This is a genomic window from Gillisia lutea (genome assembly GCF_021568705.1).
GTDB classification, from domain to species: domain Bacteria; phylum Bacteroidota; class Bacteroidia; order Flavobacteriales; family Flavobacteriaceae; genus Gillisia; species Gillisia lutea.
In genome coordinates this window covers 37603-58767 of the sequence record NZ_JAKGTH010000011.1, presented here as the reverse complement: position 1 = coordinate 58767, position 21165 = coordinate 37603, and the positions used below count along the sequence as shown (strand labels likewise).

Genomic DNA, 21165 nt, shown 5'->3' with positions numbered 1-21165 from the left:
GGTGGCTTTTTTCATCTCAAATAAATAAACTACTGCAAGCTTAAACTTATTATCTGTAAGTGATGGCTCTCCTTCTGTTCGTTTTCATTTAATCCAGGTCCTATGGAAAATTGAATACTCTCAACATTCTGTAAATTAAAATCGCCCTTATTATCATGTTGAAAATAATAAGGAAGAAAAGATGGATACGGTCTTGGTAAAGTTACCGTTCTTACCGGTTGTAGCTCATTAAAGTTAATTTGATATTCCTGAACACCAGGCTTAAGCACTATAATCTTTCCAAAGGACGCTCCATTTCTATCTACAAATGCTACCTGTAATTTTTCATTCTTTTCTGAGGTGCTACCTGCCTTCAGTACAAGTACAGAAACTTCCGAAAGCTTTTCCCTTGCATTTTTAATTTTCTCAGAAAAATTATATCTAAATGAATAATCATATATAGGAGCAGCACCTTTATTTTCAACATCCTCTTCAAATAGATTTTCAATATTAACCTGATAAGCCACTTCCCCATTACTTAATGGAACTAGCTTATTTCCTGGTTTCCATACTGCGACCATGTCTTCTGAATCCTGAGAAGCATTAAAAATCTCTAATGCACTATCCTTTGCAAAAACTGGAACAGTATATTCTTCTCTATTAAAATTATCCCACGCGAAAGGATCTCCGCTCACCGCTCCCGGATAGGCGATTGATCCTTCAGAAGTTTTAACCACTACCCTATAATTTAAATATCCCGGTGTAATGATAGAATCTAACGCTGTCGAACTATAGTTATACCCCTCACCTTTTGCCATTTCCAAGGCCTTATATTTACCGTTAATATTGGCGTATAGCATCACGCTTTCAATAGTTGCAGGGGAAACAACTGTCGCCATCACCTCATATTTATTACCTTGTGTAATTTGAGTGGAAGGTGTGTGTACCAAATAGGTCTTATCTAAATTTGATGGTGGCGCAGTAAACTCTGCTAGTTTTATATTTCCCAAAGTTTCCTTCCCTGAAAAAGCTTTTGTAATTTCTGCATTTTTCAAAAGATATGTCCCGGGCGTGATAGAAAAGCCTTTATTTTTAGCAGTTATAGAATAAGAATTACCTTCATTAATTGCTTCAACGGTAAATTCTTGTGCAAGATCGGGTAATGAAAGTTTCATATTCCATTCCTTATAATTTATAACACTAATAATCTTTTTTAAGCTATTGGTTCCAAAAGGGTTATCCACTAAAATAACATCAGGCATTACTTCCAGTCTCCAAACCCCATTTTCTATTTTATCAAGAAAATATGCTCCTTTTCCTTGATATGTTACCAGCTCTGAATTTCCGAAACCTGCAATCTGTGTTAGCTTTTCTAACTCCTTTGGAACAATATTATTCGAGTTGGTATAGAAAAAAGAATTCTCGGTATTATAAATTGCCAGATCCTTGGTGTAATCTATAGTGAAATCTTCGAATTTTAAATTTTCAGGATAGGTACCGTAATCTTTATTCATTGGTAATTCATGAAACACCTTTCCGCTAATCATTAGTGCTATGGCTTTTTGCGGAGTATAGGACAAATTCATATAATGGGTATTATATTCGGTATTATGGGCTGCTAAAAATGTAGGATCGTACGCAAAATGGGTGGCTATTTGAATTCCAGCTTCTCTAAAACTTCTTGCCATTGCAGGATACATATACGACTTATTCACATCGGCTGCATCAAATTCGTATACGAGTTTTGCTCCTTTTGCTTTTTTGATCTTATCATCAAAAGGGATGTTATAATCATTCACATTAGGAAGTAAATTACCCGCGAGTTCCTTTCTAAATCCTAAGCCGGTTGGATACCACTGAAAAGTCCCTCCCTGTATTCCTGCATCAAAATAAGCATCAGCCAGTTGTACGCTATGACTAATATTATAAAAAATAGGCTTTTTAGTACCCGTACTTCTCATGGCCTTCACCATTTTTTTTATAAATGAAGTCACCTCCTTAGGTGTTCCTCTATGATGTGGCTCATTACTCACTTCAAAAGCAATTAGGCTAGGATCATTTTTATATGCCACTCCTGTTAACGGATTTACATGATTCAAGAATTGTTTCAAGTAATTTTGCTGAGCTTTAATAGCTTCAGTATTGGTCAAGCTGGCATCTTTTCCATATTTATGCGAAAATCCCGGTGTTTCTTCGTCTGGTTCAGGCCATCCATTTCCCCAAAATGCAATAGGAGTGATCACATAATTAATCCCTCTTTCTTTCAACTTCATCAATAAATAATCGAACATTTCTAAATGTTCATTTTCCAATAAATTTCCTTCGGCATCACTAATTTCGGTATCCCAAACATGAATTCTATAAAGGTCGAAACCTAATCTGGAGAAGTGATACACGTCGTTATCAATAGCTTCTTTCAGGTCTATTCCCAGTTTACCTGCATTTCTATAAGCATGAGCAAAAGGAGCTGTATAATTCACTCCAAACCCCTGTACCTCTTCCTTAGTATCTCCCCAACGCATTATGCCTTGATTATCTACAAATACATCCCCTGTATGCTTATTTTTTTGAGCACTGGCAGTGAATGTCTGCAATAATAGAAATGATGCTATAATACAGGTATTAATTAAGGTGTTTTTATTCGCGTATCTCATATACTGGATTTATATTTTTAAATGTGTCGATTCTAAATTTTCACTTTCAGCATTTATTTCGATGCTTCCTGTTTTTGAGGTTGTTCTAAGCAAGATCGTGGCAATCCCCGCCTCTGCTTTTACAGGATTCTCTCCTATAAGTTCAGCTGAATTTCCTTTTACTTTGAACAACACCCGGTTTGTTGCACCCGGCACCAATGTTCCATTCTTGTCTGTTATTTTTGCATACACAAAAACAACATCTGGATGATTTTCTGAAATCGCGATATTTTTAACATCTGCGCTTAGTTCCAACTTCACGGCTTCTTCTGGAGTAATAATTTTATGTGTTGTAACCTCTTTTCCGCCTACATATCCAATTGCTTTTAACTGACCTGACTTAAATTCAGAAAGATCAAATTCGAAAGGTGGATGTGGTAATTTTTCAGAAATGCTATTAATCGTTGGTTTCTTTCGGGCGATTAAACTATCATTCAGGTAAAGGGCTACTTCTTCCGCATTGCTGAACACCTTTATTTTAGGAGTTGATTCTTCTGTCCAATAACTTGCTATAAATACCATGGGCTCACCGAACTCTTTCATCCCAATATCCTTCTGGCTCTTATAAAAGTAATAACTGAATTTTGGGATTCTGAAGATATCGGAAATTCCCGAAGTTTCCAGATCGTCGCTATAACCTCTATTATAATCGAACATCAACCAATTAGCGTGACCAATACTCTGTGCACCTTTTAAGTTTGAATTGAAGGCTTCCTGATAATTTAAAGCCTGTTGTAACAATCCTTTTTCACCTGAGTTTCTAGCCTGCCGACTACTGCGCTCAGATTCTTTAAGATCACTGAACTCCTTTTGATTAAAACCGGCATTTTGCGCATAATATTCCCAGTCGCCATATTCTGCAATCACAATTGGTCTCCCTTTCTCTTCAAAATTATTCCAGTAGAATGGTGGCTTGGCATGTTGCCTGGCAGGAATGAACAAATCGTAAGAACTATCGTTTATCCAACCCGCGCTATAGGTGTCTTCATAAGGTAGTTCGGCTTCCAAAACTTCATTTACCAACTGCATATATTCGTTGGTCATTCCCGATTCATTCAAAGAATTTTCCCAAAATATTACCGATGGATGGTTTCTATCTCTTCTCGCCAGATCTTTTACATCTTGAACAGAATTCTTTACAAATTCTTCTCCCCCAATAAACTGCCATCCCGGAATACAATTCATAACCAACAAACCTAATTCATCACAGGCTTTCATAAAAGCTTCCGCATGGGGATAATGGGAAAGTCTTACAAAATTGAATCCGGCTTCCTTAATTTTATAGGCGTCTCGATATTGAGCTTCATCAGAAAGCGCATATCCAACATAAGGATATTCCTGATGACGGTTGGTGCCGTTCAAAAACAACTTTTCCCCATTTAAGTAGAATGCGGTATCAGTCAGTTTTATATTTCTGATACCTATGCTCTCTATTTTAAAATCTATAGGAGTTTCCCCTTCTAGAATACTGACTTCAACTTTATACAAATTAGGTGCATTTGGCGACCATAATTTTGGATTAGCAACCTGTATTTCTTCTACATGCGAGATATCGGAGTTTGCAGCTATTTTAAGATCGGTAATAGAGGTGTGAACTTCATTCTTTTCAGCATCCTTTAAGGATACTTGAAGTTTAATAGCACGCTCTTTATCAGAATCATTTCTAAGATGCGTTTTCACAAAGCCTGAAGCGAGTTCCTTATTAATAGTATCAAATTTTACCAGCAATCCGCCTCCATTCACTTTATTAGCCGCAACTGCATCAGTAATATAGATTTCATTGGTTTCAATACTATACACATTTCTGTATATCCCGCCAAAAAGGTTAAAATCTAAAACAGAAAGTGCCTTTCCGGGCGGAATTGTAGCATCATCTACGTTAATAACCTTCACAGTAATAGTATTCTTAGCATTCTGCATTAAATAGTTAGTTGCATCTACTGTAAAAGGCAGATATCCCCCTTTATGATCTGCCACTAAAGAATCATTAATATAGACTTTAGCTTCTTGCATCACCCCCTCAAAATAGAAGAAACGCTTCTTCCCTTTCAAAGACTTAACCTCATAATCCTTTTTATAAGTAGCGGTACCCTGCCATTGATCGTTTACTACAAGAGGCTCAATTTTGGCGGTGTGGGGTAAACTAACCGTATCCCACGGGGAATTAGGCGCATTATCCAATTTAAATTGCCAGTTATCACCAAAGGAGCTTACCTCCCTTAATGTTTTAGGAGATTTGCCACAGGATAGCACTAAAGTGAGCATTGTAATAACTATCCCAAAAATTCTAAGATTTAGCATTCTTTATATTTTAGTAATTACTTGTATCATAAAAATCGAAAGCTGGTAGTGCCTTATCAGTATTAGCATCAAAGAAAGTAGCATTATCCCAGTGCGAACCCTGCCCCCACGGGGTAGAACAGTTGGTAGATATCCAGGCTGGCTCCCAGTAAACAACGCCTTCTCCGCCACCGGCGATGGTTTTCTTAACAAGATCTACCATATAATTTTTCTGCCCTTCAGGAGTTGCAGCATATCCATTAATCAAAGCAGCTTCTCCCAAGTTATTATTGGCAGCATCTGCATTCTCTAAAGTATGAGGATAAGCGGTTTCAACGATCATCACGCGCTTTCCAAAATCGGTTTTTAACTTTTGAATTGCTTCCGGAATTCGGTTTAAGCCATAAGTAGAATATTTTGGATAATAAGAAAGTCCTATCCAATCAAAGTCGGAAATTCCTCTGTCATTTGCTTCGTTGAACCACCATAGCGCATGCTCCGGTTGTGCGATATGCAGCATAATTCCCACTTCTTTATTTTCAGCAGTAGAAAAATCTTTTACCGCCTTGATCCCCGTATTCAGCAATTTGATATTTCTATCCCAGTTTATGTTATCTGAAGGATTTTCAGCAGGTTGTAAGATCTCTCTATTGATCTCATTTCCAATTTGTACTATCTCCGGTAGGAGACTTGCATCAGAAAGTTTTTTTAATGTTGAGTAAGTATAATTGTATAAAGAATCCTTTAAAATCTCAATATCTGTAATGTCCTTCCATGCTTTTGGAATGGTTTGATGACTGGGATCTGCCCAGGTATCGGAATAATGAAAGTCTAAAAGCACTTTTAAACCTTCATTCTTGGCTCGTGCTATAGATTTGCTAACATCTTGAAAGTTTGAATAATTGGTCCACTCAGGGCTGTGCCAGAGTCGAATTCTTACTAAGTTAGCCCCTTTATCGGTAAAAAACTCATAAGGATCTACCTCTTGGTCATTTTCATTTTTATACACTCCACCGCAGTCCTGCATTTCGTTCACATAAGAAAGATCGGCTCCTAAATATAAAGTTGCAGCGGGTTCAGGTTCAGGTTCCGGATTATTCGGACTTTCAGGATCAGGATTGGGTGGTACAGGTTCATTTTCAGGATCACTGGAAGAGCATCCTATTGCCACTATTAGAAAGCTGGAAAATAAAAAGGCACAAGTTCTTTTCATAACAAAAATATTATAAGCGTAAATTTTACAATTATTTTTTTAAGAACAAACTTTTTTCCTAATAATTTTGACAAATTATTAATTTAAGATTATAAAAATAACTGGTTATGAGATAATTAACTTTAAGATATTTCGAAGTTATATCCAGATTGCAGCAATTGCTGATAGGTATCATGATCAAATTTATAAAGAAAAGCACCTCTTCTCGAACTACTTTTATCCTTCTCCTCTAATTTGATGAGTACATTATGTGAAAGCACTTTCTTCCTGAAGTTACGAGCATCCAATTCCTTTTGATAGATAGCCTCATAAAGTTGCTGTAACTGTGGAATTGTAAACTTTTCAGGTAACAACTCAAAACCTATTGGTTGATATCTGGCTTTTCGCTTTAAGCGTTCTAAAGCATCAGCTACCATTTGATTGTGATCCAAAACTAGGTTTGGGACTTCTTTCATATCGTACCAGTGAGCCCCATGTTTTTCTACCAGCTCCCTATCGTAATCTTCTACTCTAATTAACGCATATTGGGCGATTGAAATACAGCGGTACCCGGGATCCCTATCTGCCACTCCATAGGATTTGAGCTCTTCCATAAAGACATTTTTAAGACCGGTTATCTCTGTAAGTACTCGTTGTGCGGCCTCACTTACATTTTCCTCCAGTTTTACAAAACTACCAATTAGAGACCATGCTCCTTTTTGCGGTTCGACCCTCCTTTTAAAAATGAGAAGTTTAAGCTTACCTGCATCAAAACCAAAGATGATACAATCTGTAGCAACATACATCTTATCTTGCTCTATATAAAAATCTTTAGTTTCGGCTTTCATTTTTCGGGATACTGATTTGTTCTACAAAAAAACTACTTTTTTCGGTATAATAAAATTAACGTATAAATTACATTTATTATCTTTGAAGACATTTAATTCCAAAATCTGATTCCATTGAGCACATCTAAATCAAATACCAACAAGGAAACAACTCCAGAAAAACAAAAGCATATTATAAAAGTTGCGTCCCCGGGAAGAATAAATCTTATTGGTGAACATACCGATTATAATAATGGGTTTGTAATGCCAACCGCTATAGATAAGAAGATTTACTTTGAACTTAGTAAGAATAGTTGTGTGAGTCAATGCAATATTTTTAGTGAAACCTACAATTCCTGGGTTCAATTTGATTTAAACGACTTCAGCAAAAGCAATGAAAGTTGGGAGAATTATATTTTGGGAGTAGTAAATGAACTGTTAAAAAGCGGTAAAGAACTGGATGGCTTTGATTGTAAAATTAGAAGCGAACTACCTATTGGAGCTGGAATTAGCTCTTCAGCAGCATTAGAATGTGGACTAGCCGCGGGGCTGAATGAACTTTTCAATCTCGATTTATCGAAACAAGAAATTGCTGAATTATGTCAGGCTGCTGAAAATAATTTTGTAGGCTCGCAATGTGGTATCATGGATCAATACGCCTCGGTAATGAGCAAGAAAGATCATCTCATTCTTTTAGACTGTTTAAGCCTTGATGCCGAATTTATTCCTGCAGACTTTAAGACCTGCAAAATATTACTTGTCAATACTAAAGTTTCACATAATCTAGCTGAAGGTGAATATAATAACCGTCGGAAAGAATGTGAACATGCGCTATCAATAATTCAATCGAGGTATACGGAAGTTAAGACCCTGCGCGATGTTACCATAGATTTACTTCAAGATTGTAAATCTGCTTTAACCAAAACAGAATACAATAGAGTACGCTATGTGCTGGAAGAGAACAATCGTGTACTTAATGCATCCCAGCTTATTAAAAGTGGAGAACTGCAAAATTTTGGAGCCTTAATGTATCAGTCTCATTATGGCTTAAAAGACCTCTACGAGGTAAGTTGTAATGAATTGGATTTTCTAGTAAAATTCACCGAGGAAAAAGACTACATCTATGGTTCCAGGATGATGGGCGGCGGATTTGGAGGTTGTACCATCAACCTAATTGAAGAAGCTGCTATTGAAGGTTTTATTGAAGAAGTTACCAATGCATATGAGAAAGAATACAATATTACCCCGGAAACCATTACGGTAGTGCCAAGTGAAGGCACTGTAGTGAGTTAAATAAAAATAATCGTACTTTAAAATTAAAGAAATGAATAAGGAAATCTATTCCAATCCACATAGAAGATATAACATTTTGACCGGAGAATGGGTGTTAGTATCACCACAACGCACTAAACGCCCCTGGCAAGGAAAGACCGAAAAAACCATTGAAGAAAAGAAACCTTCTTATATGGAGGATTGCTATTTGTGCCCGGGGAATACAAGAACCGGAGGTGCGGTAAATCCCGAATATAAGAAACCTTTCATTTTTGAAAATGATTTCCCAGCCTTACTGCCCGATGGACCTCATGCCCAGGTAAATGATAATTTACTAAGAGCTGAATCGGAATCGGGGATATGTAAAGTAGTTTGCTTCTCACCAGACCATTCGCTCACCTTACCTTTAATGGAAATTGAAAATATAGTTGAAGTAGTACAGGCCTGGAAATCGGAATATTTGGAATTAGGAGCCAAACAAGATATAAATTACGTACAGATATTCGAAAATAAAGGCTCGATGATGGGATGTAGTAACCCTCATCCTCATGGCCAAATTTGGTCACAAAGATCTATTCCTACCGAGATACTTAAAAAATCACAGCATTTAAAAGAATACTGGGAAGCTAACAAAAAAAGTTTATTGCAAGCCTATTTAGAACAGGAACTAGAATTAGATGAGCGAATCCTCCATAAGAATGAGCATTTTGTAGCGCTAATCCCCTATTGGGCGGTATGGCCTTACGAAGCGATGATCATTCCACGAAAAAATTATCAGCACATTGGGCAATTAAACCAAGACGAAGAGAAAGCTTTTGCCGAAATCATAAAGAAGTTATGCATTACCTACGATAATCTTTTTGAGACCTCCTTCCCCTATTCCTCTGGAATTCATCAACAACCAACAGATGGCAAGGAGTACCCGGAATGGCATTTTCATATGTCTTTTTATCCACCTTTGCTAAGATCGAAGAACATAAAGAAATTTATGGTGGGGTACGAGTTATTTGCGAGTCCGCAACGAGATATCACTGCCGAGCAAGCAGCAGATACCTTGAAGAGTCTTTCAGAAGTTCATTATACTAAACAATAACAATGGGGGGCAAAAGCACATTAAAAGATCTCGCCAAGATCCTTAACCTTTCGGTTTCAACCGTTTCAAAGGCTATAAATAATAGTCCGGAGATTAGCGATGTTACCAAAGATAAGGTACGCAGTATTGCCCTTTTAAATAATTACTCTCCCAACAAGTTAGCGCAAAGCTTAAAGTCGCAGAGAACTAAAACCATAGGAGTTATCATTCCAGATGTGCTCATGACTTTTTTTGCCATGGCTATTCACGGGATAGAGCAAACTGCAAATTCCTATGGTTATAAGGTCATCATCTGTTTATCGAATGAATCATTAGAGAAAGAAGCAGAGAGCATCAACACTTTGGTAAATGGCAGTGTAGATGGGCTAATTATGTCCTTATCGAAGGAAACTCAGAGCACTAATGATTATGCTCATTTTGAAGAAGCAATTAGGTATAACACTCCTATCGTTTTATTCGACAGAACTTCCGATTTACTTATTTGCGATAAAATAAAAATAGATGACACTCTTGCTGCAAAAGAAGCAACCGAACATTTATTAAAAATAGGCTGTAGAAATATAATTTTTCTAACCACTATCTACGGAACCAGTGTAGGTGAAAAAAGAAGACTCGGCTACTTGCAAGCCATAGAAAATACCGGAGTTGAAGATACGATTATCAATATTAAAGACTATGCTCAATTTGAATGCATTCTAATTGAGGCATTGAAACAGGGAAAAATAGATGGGATAGTTGCTGCAGACGAACTTTCAGCTATTTCTACAATTAAATATTCGATTAAACATTCGTACAAGATCCCTGAAGACATTTCTGTAATTGGTTTTACCAATGGTGTTCTGGGAGAGAATTTTGTACCATCTTTAACAGTGGTAGACCAGCATGCTACTATGCAAGGTTCTTTGGCTGCAGAAACATTAATTAAAAGACTAGAAAAGAAGATTCCCGTTGAACCCGTACACAAAGTCTTGAAAACTTCAATTATAGAACGAGAATCTACCCTTCCTTTATTTTACGCGAAGTAAATATAAATAGCTACCACCAATAAACATATTCCAACTCCCACAGGTTTGGCATATTTCCAAGAAGTAATATCAACTTGTTTTGTATAGTTCTGAATATAGAATTCAGGTCTTGGTTTCCATTTTCCAATAGCCATCATTATTCCAACATTTAGCACAAAGATAATTGCCATTACATGAAGGAAATGAGGAAGCGATTCTGGTCCAACCACAAAATATTTCAGTAATAAATAGAAGATATACAAACCTACCCCACTAAAAATTGCAACTTTAGCTCCTAAGGCTGGAATACGCTTATTAAGATACCCCATCACTACAATGGTTAGAATTGGAATACTGTAGCATCCATTAACTTCTTGTAAATATCCGAAAAGACCATGAGGCGCGTTAGCAATAAATGGCGCAATAAACATAGAAAGTACAGCTAATAGTACACCAAAGCGTTTTCCATACTTTACTACGGTAGCTTCAGAAGCATCTTTATTGAAATACTGTTTGTAAATATCTATACCGAATAAAGTTACAGAGCTATTTAAAGCACTGTTGAAAGAACTAAGAATAGCACCAAATAAAACTGCTGCGAAGAAACCTACTAAAGGTTTAGGTAAGACAGCATTTACTAAAGTTGGATATGCCTGATCTGGATTATCTAATTGTCCCTGAAACATATGAAAAGCAATTACTCCGGGAAGCACCACTATTATTGGTCCTAAAATCTTTATAAAAGCAGCCAGCATTAAACCTTTTTGCCCTTCTTTTAAATTTTTAGCACCCAACGCACGTTGAATGATAGCTTGATTGGTACCCCAGTAAAAGAGATTTACCAGCATCATTCCGGTAAAAATAGTAGTAAATGGAACCGAAGCGCTAGGACCACCTAAGGAATTGAATTTTTCTGGGTGTGAAGCAACTAGAGTTTCGAGTCCGTTTAAGATCCCACCATCGCCAATAGCCATTAGTCCGAATACAGGTATAAAAAGTCCACCAACCAACAAACCTATAGCATTAATGGTATCAGAAACTGCAACGGCTTTTAAACCTCCAAATATCGCATAAATAGAGCCTATTATTCCTATGGCCCAAATACATAACCATAATGCCTCAGTATCACCAATTCCTAATAGATTAGGAATATCGAACATTGTACTTAATGCCAAACCTCCCGAATACAATACAATTGGCAGCAGAATGACCATATATCCCGATAGGAATAAAGCAGATACAATGGTCTTGGTAGTTTTATCGAATCGTCGTTCTAAAAATTGTGGTACGGTAGTAAGCCCTCCTTTTAAGTATCGGGGTAATAAGAAGAGTGCAGTAATAACAATAGCAATAGCTGCCAGAGTCTCCCATGCCATTACCAAAATCCCTTCAGTAAAAGCCTGCCCATTTAAACCTACAATTTGTTCAGTAGAAAGATTAGTGAGAAGTATTGATCCTGCAATTACTCCTGCAGTAAGGCTTCTGCCCCCTAAAAAATACCCATCGCTGGTGGTTTCATCGGTTTTACGCGTTGCTAAATATGAAATAATTGCTACTAAAGCAGTAAACCCAACAAATGATAAAATACCAATCATAAAATGCTATTACTAATTTTGCGTTAAATATAGAATTTTATCTAATATAAGCGTAGCTTTTACATTTATAATTTTTTTCAACGTAGGTTAAATTGAAAAATGCTTTTATTTCTATACCTCTCATTGGGTGCCAGTATTGAATTTGGAAAATTATCATGATTAGGAGCATCAGGAAAATTTTGAGTTTCAACACATAATGAAGGAAAACTATCTCCTATTTCGGTTTGATATTCCCAAGCTTGAGATAAATGAGGCGGTACAAACACTACTGCAGCCGCTTGATTGGTAAAGATTTTTAGCTCAATTCCTGTTTCAGTAGAATATAAGCGTACCACTTCGTCCTTTACCCCCGTTTTAAAGATAAAAGTATCATCCAGCAAAATTGAATTGATTTTTTTTACTGCAGAAAAATCTTTTTCATCTTCTTTTAGTAATTGAAATTTTCCCGTTGGTCGTAGTTTTTCATCTACTTCCAGAATTGCTTCAGATGCAATGAAAAGATCATGATTGCTAACGCTTCCTTTTCCATTTAAATTATAATAAGCGTGATTCGTAAGATTTACCGGAGTGCGCTTGTCCGTTTCCGCTTCATATTGAATAACAACCTCATTTTCCTCGGTAAGTGTGTATGTTACCTGTATTGTTAAATTACCCGGATATCCTTCTTCTCCATCTTCGGAAACACAACTCAACACTATCGATGGATTTTTACCCAAATCTATAGATTCTACTTTCCATATTTTATGATGAATTCCTCTAAACCCTCCATGTAAATGAACTCCATCTTTTTCATAAAGCTTGTACAAGTTACCATCAAGAAAGAACTTACCTTCCGATATTCTCCCGGCATATCTCCCTATGGAAGCTCCAAAACATTTATTTTCATCGGTATAGGCTTTTGATATATATTCGTTTTTATCCTTTGGGCCAACAATCACATTTACCTCATCTCCATTTTTATCTTTCATAAATAAGCTGAAGATACTGGCTCCAAAATTTAGGATTCCCAATCGGGTGCCGTTGGAGTTAGTTAAAAAATAAACTTCTAAGTTCTCGGAATTCATAATAAATTATTGAATAATGGAAATTTCAGTATGAATTCCCTTTTGATGTTTTCAAAGAAAAGGATTTTTAAGAAAATTAAAAATTAAAATGCACAAATGGAGAATTATAAAAAAGTTGCTATTCTCGTAATTAACATAAAACAAATAAAAAGTCCGGGAGATACTAATCGTTCCGGACTTTTGTTTAACCAAAATTAAAAATTCACAAAACTATACTCTTGGAAGATCACCTTCGCCTTTAAGCGGCAAGTTGGAAACTCCCATTAGGTATTTATCTACATAGTGAGCAGCTTGTCTTCCTTCAGAAATTGCCCAGACTATTAGGGATTGACCTCTTCTCATATCACCTGCCACAAAGATTCCGGGAACATTGCTCATATAATTTTCTATTGAAGCTTTTATATTAGTTCTCGCATCAATTTCTAAACCTAGTTGCTCGGGCAAACTGGTTTCACTTCCCGTAAACCCTAATGCCAGTAAAGCCATATCGCAATCCCATCTTTTCTCGGTTCCGGGCACTTCCGATAACTGAGGGCGCTCGCCTAATTTATGTGTCCATTCCACCTGAGTTGTAATTAAACCTACTAAATTACCATCTTCATCTCCCAAAAACTCTTTTGTAGAAATACTCCAATGCCTTTCTGCTCCCTCTTTATGTGAAGAAGTAGTACGAAGCCTCATTGGCCAATACGGCCATGGCTGATTTTGGGGTCGGTCCAGAGTTGCTTTACCCATTATTTCAAAATTAGTAACGCTAAGCGCTCCCTGCCTAAAGGAAGTTCCTATACAATCACTCCCGGTATCCCCTCCCCCAATTACAATTACGTTCTTGTTTTTTGCTGAAATTTCTTTTCCCGAAAATGGTAAATTATCCACTCTCCTATTGTTTTGAGGTAAAAAATCCATCGCCTGATGCACTCCCTTTAAATGCGCGCCTTTAATGGGTAATGTTCGGCTTACGGTTGCTCCGCCACATAACATTATTGCATCATGATCCGCCTTTATTTCTTCTACAGATATATTTTCACCTACATGGGCGCCGGTAACAAATTTTATACCTTCTTCTTCCAATACTTCTAGACGCCTATCAATTACCGATTTTTCCATCTTAAAATCGGGAATACCATATCTTAGCAGCCCTCCTACCTTTTCATCTCTTTCATATACGGTAACAAAATGCCCTGCTCGATTAAGTTGTTGTGCTGCGGCAAGACCCGCAGGGCCCGATCCTATTACTGCCACTTTTTTACCTGTGCGGCTCTCCGGAAGTTGTGCTTGTACCCACCCATTTAAAAAAGCCTGCTCTGCAATATTCTTTTCAATATTCTCTATAGTTACGGGGTCTTCATTAATATTCAACACACAGGCTTCTTCGCAAGGAGCTGGGCACAATCTACCCGTAAACTCAGGAAAATTGTTAGTGCTATGCAATATTTTAGCAGCTCTCTCCCACTTACCTTTGTAAACAGCATCGTTAAAATCTGGTATCAAATTCCCTAAGGGGCATCCACTATGGCAAAACGGAACTCCGCAGTCCATACAGCGTGCGCCCTGATCCTTTATTTCTTTTTCTTCAAGTGGAATGGTGAATTCCTTATATTCTTTCAATCGCTCCTGGACAGGAGCATAGGCTTCTACCTTTCTTTCATATTCTAAAAATCCGGTTGGCTTTCCCATTTTCTCTATTCCGTTAAATCGATTAATTTTTCTTCTTCTAACCTTATCAATGCCAGTCTATACTCTTCTGGTAGGACCTTTATAAAGTTTGGTAAACATTGCTCCCAGTTTTCCAAGATCCTTTGAGCTAATCTACTCTGTGTGTAATTATAATGATTGGTAATCAACTTTTTAAGAAGTAACTTATCTTCCTCCTCCTTTACTTCTTCAAGGTTGAGATCTTTAGCAAGACAATTCTTTTTGAATGAATTCTTCTCATCAAAAACAAATGCCAAACCTCCACTCATTCCTGCCCCAAAATTTCTACCTGTCTCTCCTAAAATTACTGCTACTCCTCCTGTCATGTATTCACATCCATGGTCTCCAATACCTTCGGCTACGGCCAGAGCACCACTATTTCTTACACAAAAACGTTCCCCTGCAACACCATTGAAATAAGCTTCTCCACTAACAGCTCCATATAAAGCAACGTTTCCAATAATGATATTGTCTTCTGCTTTTAGAGTAGATTCCTCGGGAATCTTTACAATAAGTCGGGCCCCGGATAAACCTTTTCCTACATAATCATTTGCATTTCCATCAATTTTTAAACTGAGTCCTTTAGTAGCAAAAGCTCCAAAACTTTGACCTGCCGATCCCTTAAAATTGATCTTCAAAGTATTATCTGGCAAGCCTTGCTCCCCGTATATCTTAGAAATTTCATTACTTAAAATAGCTCCTACCGCTCTATCGGTATTATGGATTTCAAGATCCAGTACAGTTTTTTCCTTTCTGAATAAAGCTGGATGGGCCAATTCTATAATTTCAAAATCTATTGATCGCTCTAAATGATGATCCTGTCCTCCGGTATTATATACCGAAACATTTTTAGGAACCTTAATTTTATGAAGGATTGGACTAAGATCTACGCCGGCAGCTTTAAAATGCTCAATAGCTTTTTGTCTGTCTAATTTATGAACCTGTCCTACCATTTCATCTACCGTTCTAAATCCTAACTGCGCCATGATCTCACGCAGCTCTTCTGCAATGAAATACATGTAATTTACCACATGCTCGGGTTTTCCTTCAAACTTTTGCCGTAGCTCCGGATTTTGAGTTGCTATTCCAACCGGGCAGGTATTTAAATGGCAAACTCTCATCATTACGCAACCTGAGGCCACCAATGGCGCTGTTGCAAATCCGAACTCTTCTGCACCAAGAAGACAGGCAACCGCAACATCCCGACCGGTTTTCAACTGCCCGTCACATTCCAATTTTATCCTGCTTCTAAGATCGTTAAGCACCAACGTTTGCTGAGCTTCGGCAATTCCCAATTCCCAAGGTAAACCAGCATGACGAAGCGAAGTAAGAGGTGATGCTCCCGTCCCGCCATCATAACCAGAAATAAGAATGACATCTGCCTTGGCTTTTGCCACTCCCGCAGCAATAGTTCCTACTCCAACTTCAGAAACAAGTTTCACGTTAATTAGAGCCTGTCGGTTGGCCGATTTAAGATCGTATATCAACTGAGCTAAATCTTCTATAGAATAAATGTCGTGATGCGGGGGTGGAGAAATAAGTCCAACATACGGGGTGCTGTTTCTCGTCTTAGCAATTTGCTTATTTACTTTTGGCCCGGGTAAATGTCCTCCTTCTCCGGGCTTAGCACCTTGCGCCATTTTTATTTGGATCTCTGAAGCATTGGTAAGATAGTTACTCGTTACTCCAAAACGACCTGAAGCCACTTGCTTTATGGCACTATTTCGCCAATCGCCATTGGCATTTTTATAAAATCTATCAGCGTCTTCACCTCCTTCTCCACTATTGCTTTTTCCTCCAATCCGGTTCATGGCAATCGCCAAATTCTCATGTGCTTCCTTGCTAATAGAACCATAGGACATTGCTCCAGTTTTAAAACGCTTTACAATTTCTGTCCAGGGTTCCACTTCATCTAAAGGAATTGGATCGTAATTTGAGAATTCAAATAAACCACGAATGGTCATTAATTGTTTGGATTGCTCATTCACTAAGGCAGCATATTCCTTATAAGTAGCCGGGTTATTAGTTCTAACCGATTCCTGAAGCTTAGCAATGGTTAAAGGGTTAAACATATGCTTTTCACCGTTACGCCTCCATCGGTACTCTCCCCCAATTTCCATATCCAGATCACCAGGAATATGCTTGGTTTTAAATGTCCGCTTATGTCTTTTTGCAACTTCCTTTTCAACTTCATAAAGGCCAATTCCCTCAATTCTGCTGGGAGTACTCGGGAAATATTTATTTATAAGTTGAGAATTGAGTCCTAAGGCTTCAAATAACTGAGATCCGCGATAGGAGTTGAGAGTAGATATCCCTATTTTATTCATTACTTTTACTACCCCTTTTCCAACAGCTTTATTATAATTTCCAACTGCTTCCTTAAAATCTACACCATTTAAATTCCCTTCGTCTATTTGTTCTTTAATGATCTCATTCACCATATAAGGATTGATAGCACTTGCTCCATACCCAAACAAGAGGGCGAAATGATGCACTTCCCGAGGTTCGGCAGATTCTATTATAAAGCTCATTTTAGAACGTTTCCCTAGTTTGAATAAGCCACTATTTAAATACGAACAAGCTAATAATGCGGGAATTGGCGCCATAGTTTCATCTACACCTCTATCTGATAAAATAAGTATCGTCTTACCCTGCTCTATAACCTTGGCTGCCGTTTTCAACATCTCTTCCAAGGCTGCTTCCATTCCATTTAGTCCTTGATCTATTTTGTATAAAATAGGAATGCTGGTAGATTTAAAATCGGGATGGTCAAAATTCTTAATCTTGTCCAGATCTTCTTTTGAAATCACCGGATTCTGAATTCTAATCTTCTTACAAAAATCTGGAGTAATCTCCATTAAATTGGTATCTCCTCCTAAAGTTAAACTTAGATCTGTAATAAGCTCCTCCCGAATACCATCTAGTGGCGGATTGGTAACCTGCGCAAATAATTGTTTGAAGTAATTATATATAAGTTGTGGTCTTTCAGAAAGCACTGCGAGCGGAGTATCTGTCCCCATCGAGCCAATAGGTTCTTTAGCACTACCAGCCATGGGAAGGATAATGGTATTTACATCCTCCTGAGTATATCCAAAAGCATTTTTACGGTACTCTATTGGTGTTAGATCTACTTCTAAAGGTTCATTTCTATACGGAATATCCCTTAGATGAACTCTATTTTGATCCAGCCATTTCTCATAGGGTTTACGAGTAGCTATTCTTTCTTTAATCTCTTCATCATTAATTATTCTACCTTCATTCATATCTACCAGAAACATTCTTCCGGGCTGTAACCTCCCGTGAAATGCAATATTCTCTGGTTTTAGATCTAACACCCCAGTTTCTGAAGACATGATCACGTAATCATCTTTAGTAACTGAATATCGTGAAGGCCGAAGACCATTTCTATCCAATACAGCGCCTATATAATCTCCATCAGTGAAAGGTACCGATGCCGGACCGTCCCAAGGCTCCATGATACAGCTGTTGAATTCATAAAACGCTTTTTTAGCCTCACTCATTTCCTGATGCTTCTCCCATGCCTCAGGCACTAGCATCATCATTATTTCCGGCAAAGATCTGCCCGACATTAATAAGAGTTCTACTACCATATCCATAGAAGCAGAATCTGATTTTCCGCTTAATATAATTGGAAATAACTCTATTAGATCGTTATCAAAAAGTTCGCTTTTCAGCAATTCTTCTCTACTGCGCATTCTGGCGATATTCCCTCTTAAGGTATTTATCTCACCATTATGACACATATAACGAAAAGGCTGCGCCAGATCCCAAGTAGGAAATGTATTAGTTGAAAACCGCTGATGTACCAGTGCCAAACGTGTAACAACTTTCGGGTCTAAAAGATCTCTATAGTAGAATTTAATATCCTCAGGCATTAGAAGTCCTTTAAATATTAAGGTTTTAGTAGACAAGCTGGGAAGATAGAAAAATACGCGCTCAGATAATTTAGATTTAAGAATAGTATGTTCGGTAATTTTTCTAGCAGTATATAATTTAATTTGGAACAGCCGCTCTTCTAAACCTTCCTCCGGTTTCCCAATAAAAATCTGTTCAATTACAGGCTCTACATCTGCGGCTATAGCTCCAAGGTGGCTAGCGTCTACTGGGACCTTGCGCCATCCTAATACTTTCAAGCCTTTTTCTCTGATTTGTTGCTCAAAGATCGCCTTACAATACTCTCGTTGATTCTCCTTTCTGGGAAGAAAAACATTTCCCATTGCATACTCTCTTTCCGCAGGAAGATCAAAGTCACAGTTCTCCACAAAAAAATCATGCGGAATATCTATTAATATACCGGCACCATCGCCGGTCTTTCCATCACTACTTACCGCACCCCTATGTTCTAATTTTTGTAATATTTCAAGAGCCTTATGTATAATGTCATTAGACTTCTTTCCTTTTAGACTACAAATAAACCCTGCACCGCAATTTTCATGTTCAAATTCGGGTGAATATAATCCTTGTTTTTCCTTCATGGCACGTCAATTTTTTCGACTTAATATTCCTAAATCTATATAATAAAAAATCAATTGCATAATATTCAATAAATTGTTTTTTACATTTAATAATTTCTCAAAAAATAGATTTTAAGATATTAAATTCACAATAATAAGCTCCTTTTTTACCAAATTAGCAACAAGTTTTTAGTCAGTTTTTCTAAATAATTAACTTTTTCTACTCCTGTTCAAAAGATTAAAAATCAGAATCTGACGTTTTTGACAATTTTTGAAGGCGTTTTATCCGTCATTTTCACAAAAACGGATCAAATTTTATCATTAAAACAATAATTTCAAGCTTTTTTTTATAACAAAAAATTAACACCCCTAAAATTTAGGGGGTATTAATTATTAAATGTATAAATATTTATCAATACCCCCTATTTTTTAATAGGGGTGTTCAAAATATACATAGATTAGTACTCAACTAATTATCTGTATATCAATATGAAAAAAATCTATCTACCCTTCGTTTTACTTTTTGCACTCAATTCTTATGCACAAGAAGAAGATGCTCCGACAAAAAAATTCAACATATCTGGTTCAGCAGATGTCTATGCGCGTTTCAATTTAAATTCCTTCAATAGAAATTATGATGATATAGATGCACCGGCTCCCGCAACATCTTTTGCTAACCACCCCGGCTTTGCGCTTGGCATGGCCAATGTTATTATGAGTTATGAAACAGGGAAGGTAGGAGCAGTTGTAGATCTGGCATATGGTCCTCGAGGGGAAGATGCGGTTTTTAATTCTATAGGGAGTTCCAATATTATAAATCAGCTTTATGTATACTGGAATGTAAGTGATAAAGTAACATTAAGCCTAGGTAACTGGAACACATATTTGGGGTATGAGGTGATATCACCCACAGCTAACTTTAATTATTCCACTTCCTATATGTTCTCTTATGGGCCATTTTCTCATACGGGGATAAAAGCAGATTTTGCTTTAAGTAATGAGTTTAGTGCCATGGTAGCAGTTATGAATCCTACAGATTATACCGAATTCAACCCTGCAGGCACTTATACACTTGGAGCGCAGCTTGGATATGCTAAAGATGCGGGAAGTGCGTATTTAAATTTTCTTTATGGAGATCAAGACGGAAAACTTGACGGAAAAGGTAATAACGGTGGAGATGTTTCTGCAGGTTCTACATTTCAGGTAGATCTTACCGCAGGTCTAGATGTGTCAGATGAATTTTATTTAGGCTTCAACACTACTTACAACACCACCTCTACAGGCGAAACCTTTACAGATACCGGTATACAAGATGTTGATGGAGACGATTATGGATTTTACGGAGCAGCGGTATATCTACAGTATAGCTTAAGTGAAACCTTTGCGCTAGGAACCAGAGCTGAATATTTCAAAGAATTTAACGGCGGTGCTGGAGCTTTAGGTGTTTATGATAGTGATGGCGATGCCGGCGTTTTTGCCGTTACGCTTTCAGGAAATATTGTCTTAGGTGACCTTATGCTTATCCCGGAGGTTCGCCTGGATTCAGCCGATCAGGATATATTCACAAATACAGACATAGATGGAACTCAAGAAAGTCTAGCGTCTCTTCTTCTTGCAGCAGTGTATAAATTTTAATCTAAACATATAAATCATGAAAAAAATAGAAGCTATCATCAGAAAGTCTAAGTTTTCTGCAGTTAAAAAAGCTTTGCATCAAAAAGGTATCAACTTCTTCTCCTATTGGGATGTTACCGGTTTAGGAAATGAGAAACAAGGAAGTGTCTACCGGGGAGTGTCTTATAGTACGAGTGATATTCAACGCAGGTACTTATCGATAGTTGTGGATGATTCGTTTGAACAGGCTACTATTGATGCTATTCTTTCGGCAGGACGCACTGGAGAAGTTGGTGACGGAAAAATATTCGTTTCCGATATCGTGGAAGCTTATAGAATTCGTACCGGTGCGAAAGGAAAAGAAACTCTAAACTAATTACTA

Annotated in this window: 13 protein-coding genes; 5 read left to right on the top strand and 8 right to left on the bottom strand. The window is 37.3% G+C overall.

Annotated features, from left to right (window positions below):
• Positions 1–29: 29 nt before the first annotated feature.
• The 4 genes from L1I30_RS12850 to L1I30_RS12835 form a co-directional block, all read right to left on the bottom strand.
• A complete protein-coding gene (locus tag L1I30_RS12850; RefSeq protein WP_236134700.1) occupies positions 30–2633 on the bottom strand; it encodes a glycoside hydrolase family 5 protein in 2604 nt (867 codons plus the stop codon).
• 9 nt (positions 2634–2642) lie between these two features.
• Positions 2643–4973: a glycoside hydrolase family 2 protein gene (locus tag L1I30_RS12845; protein WP_236134699.1), complete on the bottom strand. Its 2331-nt coding sequence runs from the start codon at positions 4971–4973 to the stop codon at positions 2643–2645.
• Between the two features lie 10 nt (positions 4974–4983).
• Positions 4984–6165, bottom strand: a complete 1182-nt coding sequence (locus L1I30_RS12840; RefSeq protein WP_236134698.1) for a glycoside hydrolase family 53 protein — start codon at positions 6163–6165, stop codon at positions 4984–4986.
• Between the two features lie 122 nt (positions 6166–6287).
• On the bottom strand, positions 6288–6992 hold the full coding sequence (locus L1I30_RS12835; protein ID WP_236134697.1) for an NUDIX hydrolase: 705 nt from the start codon (positions 6990–6992) through the stop codon (positions 6288–6290).
• A 114-nt stretch (positions 6993–7106) separates the two neighbouring features.
• On the opposite strand from L1I30_RS12835, the gene galK reads away from it, so the two are divergent.
• The 3 genes from galK to L1I30_RS12820 are packed head-to-tail and all read left to right on the top strand — an operon-like array spanning position 7107 to position 10361.
• Positions 7107–8264 carry a galactokinase gene (galK, locus tag L1I30_RS12830; protein WP_236134696.1) on the top strand — a complete coding sequence of 386 codons (1158 nt, stop codon included), beginning with the start codon at positions 7107–7109 and terminating at the stop codon, positions 8262–8264.
• Positions 8265–8295: 31 nt separating this feature from the next.
• Complete coding sequence (locus tag L1I30_RS12825; protein WP_236134695.1) at positions 8296–9336, top strand: UDP-glucose--hexose-1-phosphate uridylyltransferase; 1041 nt, start codon at positions 8296–8298, stop codon at positions 9334–9336.
• 2 nt (positions 9337–9338) lie between these two features.
• On the top strand, positions 9339–10361 hold the full coding sequence (locus L1I30_RS12820; protein ID WP_236134694.1) for a LacI family DNA-binding transcriptional regulator: 1023 nt from the start codon (positions 9339–9341) through the stop codon (positions 10359–10361).
• Here L1I30_RS12820 and L1I30_RS12815 read toward each other — a convergent pair.
• The 4 genes from L1I30_RS12815 to gltB all read right to left on the bottom strand — a co-directional run bounded on the left by L1I30_RS12815 (position 10349) and on the right by gltB (position 19190).
• Complete coding sequence (locus L1I30_RS12815; RefSeq protein WP_236134693.1) at positions 10349–11935, bottom strand: solute:sodium symporter family transporter; 1587 nt, start codon at positions 11933–11935, stop codon at positions 10349–10351. The two genes, L1I30_RS12820 and L1I30_RS12815, sit on opposite strands and share 13 nt — an antisense overlap.
• A gap of 77 nt (positions 11936–12012) precedes the next feature.
• Positions 12013–12999 carry an aldose epimerase family protein gene (locus L1I30_RS12810; RefSeq protein WP_236134692.1) on the bottom strand — a complete coding sequence of 329 codons (987 nt, stop codon included), beginning with the start codon at positions 12997–12999 and terminating at the stop codon, positions 12013–12015.
• A gap of 210 nt (positions 13000–13209) precedes the next feature.
• Positions 13210–14676 (bottom strand): glutamate synthase subunit beta, encoded by a 1467-nt coding sequence (locus tag L1I30_RS12805; protein WP_236134691.1) that lies wholly within the window; start codon positions 14674–14676, stop codon positions 13210–13212.
• A gap of 5 nt (positions 14677–14681) precedes the next feature.
• The gene (gltB, locus tag L1I30_RS12800; RefSeq protein ID WP_236134690.1) at positions 14682–19190 is read right to left on the bottom strand and encodes a glutamate synthase large subunit; all 4509 of its coding nucleotides are present in this window, start codon (positions 19188–19190) and stop codon (positions 14682–14684) included.
• 468 nt (positions 19191–19658) lie between these two features.
• Between gltB and L1I30_RS12795 the strand changes: the two genes are divergently transcribed.
• Complete coding sequence (locus tag L1I30_RS12795) at positions 19659–20804, top strand: porin (protein WP_236134689.1); 1146 nt, start codon at positions 19659–19661, stop codon at positions 20802–20804.
• 16 nt (positions 20805–20820) lie between these two features.
• Positions 20821–21159 carry a P-II family nitrogen regulator gene (locus tag L1I30_RS12790; protein ID WP_236134688.1) on the top strand — a complete coding sequence of 113 codons (339 nt, stop codon included), beginning with the start codon at positions 20821–20823 and terminating at the stop codon, positions 21157–21159.
• The last annotated feature ends 6 nt before the right edge of the window (positions 21160–21165 follow it).

Excerpts from the sequence above, each read along its gene's own strand:
- L1I30_RS12805 (WP_236134691.1), bottom strand. The coding sequence starts at position 14,676 with ATGGGAAAGCCAACCGGATTTTTAGAATATGAAAGAAAGGTAGAAGCC.
- L1I30_RS12820 (WP_236134694.1), top strand. The coding sequence starts at position 9,339 with ATGGGGGGCAAAAGCACATTAAAAGATCTCGCCAAGATCCTTAACCTT.
- L1I30_RS12840 (WP_236134698.1), bottom strand. The coding sequence starts at position 6,165 with ATGAAAAGAACTTGTGCCTTTTTATTTTCCAGCTTTCTAATAGTGGCA.
- L1I30_RS12790 (WP_236134688.1), top strand. The coding sequence starts at position 20,821 with ATGAAAAAAATAGAAGCTATCATCAGAAAGTCTAAGTTTTCTGCAGTT.
- gltB (WP_236134690.1), bottom strand. The coding sequence starts at position 19,190 with ATGAAGGAAAAACAAGGATTATATTCACCCGAATTTGAACATGAAAAT.
- L1I30_RS12795 (WP_236134689.1), top strand. The coding sequence starts at position 19,659 with ATGAAAAAAATCTATCTACCCTTCGTTTTACTTTTTGCACTCAATTCT.
- L1I30_RS12815 (WP_236134693.1), bottom strand. The coding sequence starts at position 11,935 with ATGATTGGTATTTTATCATTTGTTGGGTTTACTGCTTTAGTAGCAATT.
- L1I30_RS12845 (WP_236134699.1), bottom strand. The coding sequence starts at position 4,973 with ATGCTAAATCTTAGAATTTTTGGGATAGTTATTACAATGCTCACTTTA.
- L1I30_RS12825 (WP_236134695.1), top strand. The coding sequence starts at position 8,296 with ATGAATAAGGAAATCTATTCCAATCCACATAGAAGATATAACATTTTG.
- L1I30_RS12810 (WP_236134692.1), bottom strand. The coding sequence starts at position 12,999 with ATGAATTCCGAGAACTTAGAAGTTTATTTTTTAACTAACTCCAACGGC.
- L1I30_RS12835 (WP_236134697.1), bottom strand. The coding sequence starts at position 6,992 with ATGAAAGCCGAAACTAAAGATTTTTATATAGAGCAAGATAAGATGTAT.
- L1I30_RS12850 (WP_236134700.1), bottom strand. The coding sequence starts at position 2,633 with ATGAGATACGCGAATAAAAACACCTTAATTAATACCTGTATTATAGCA.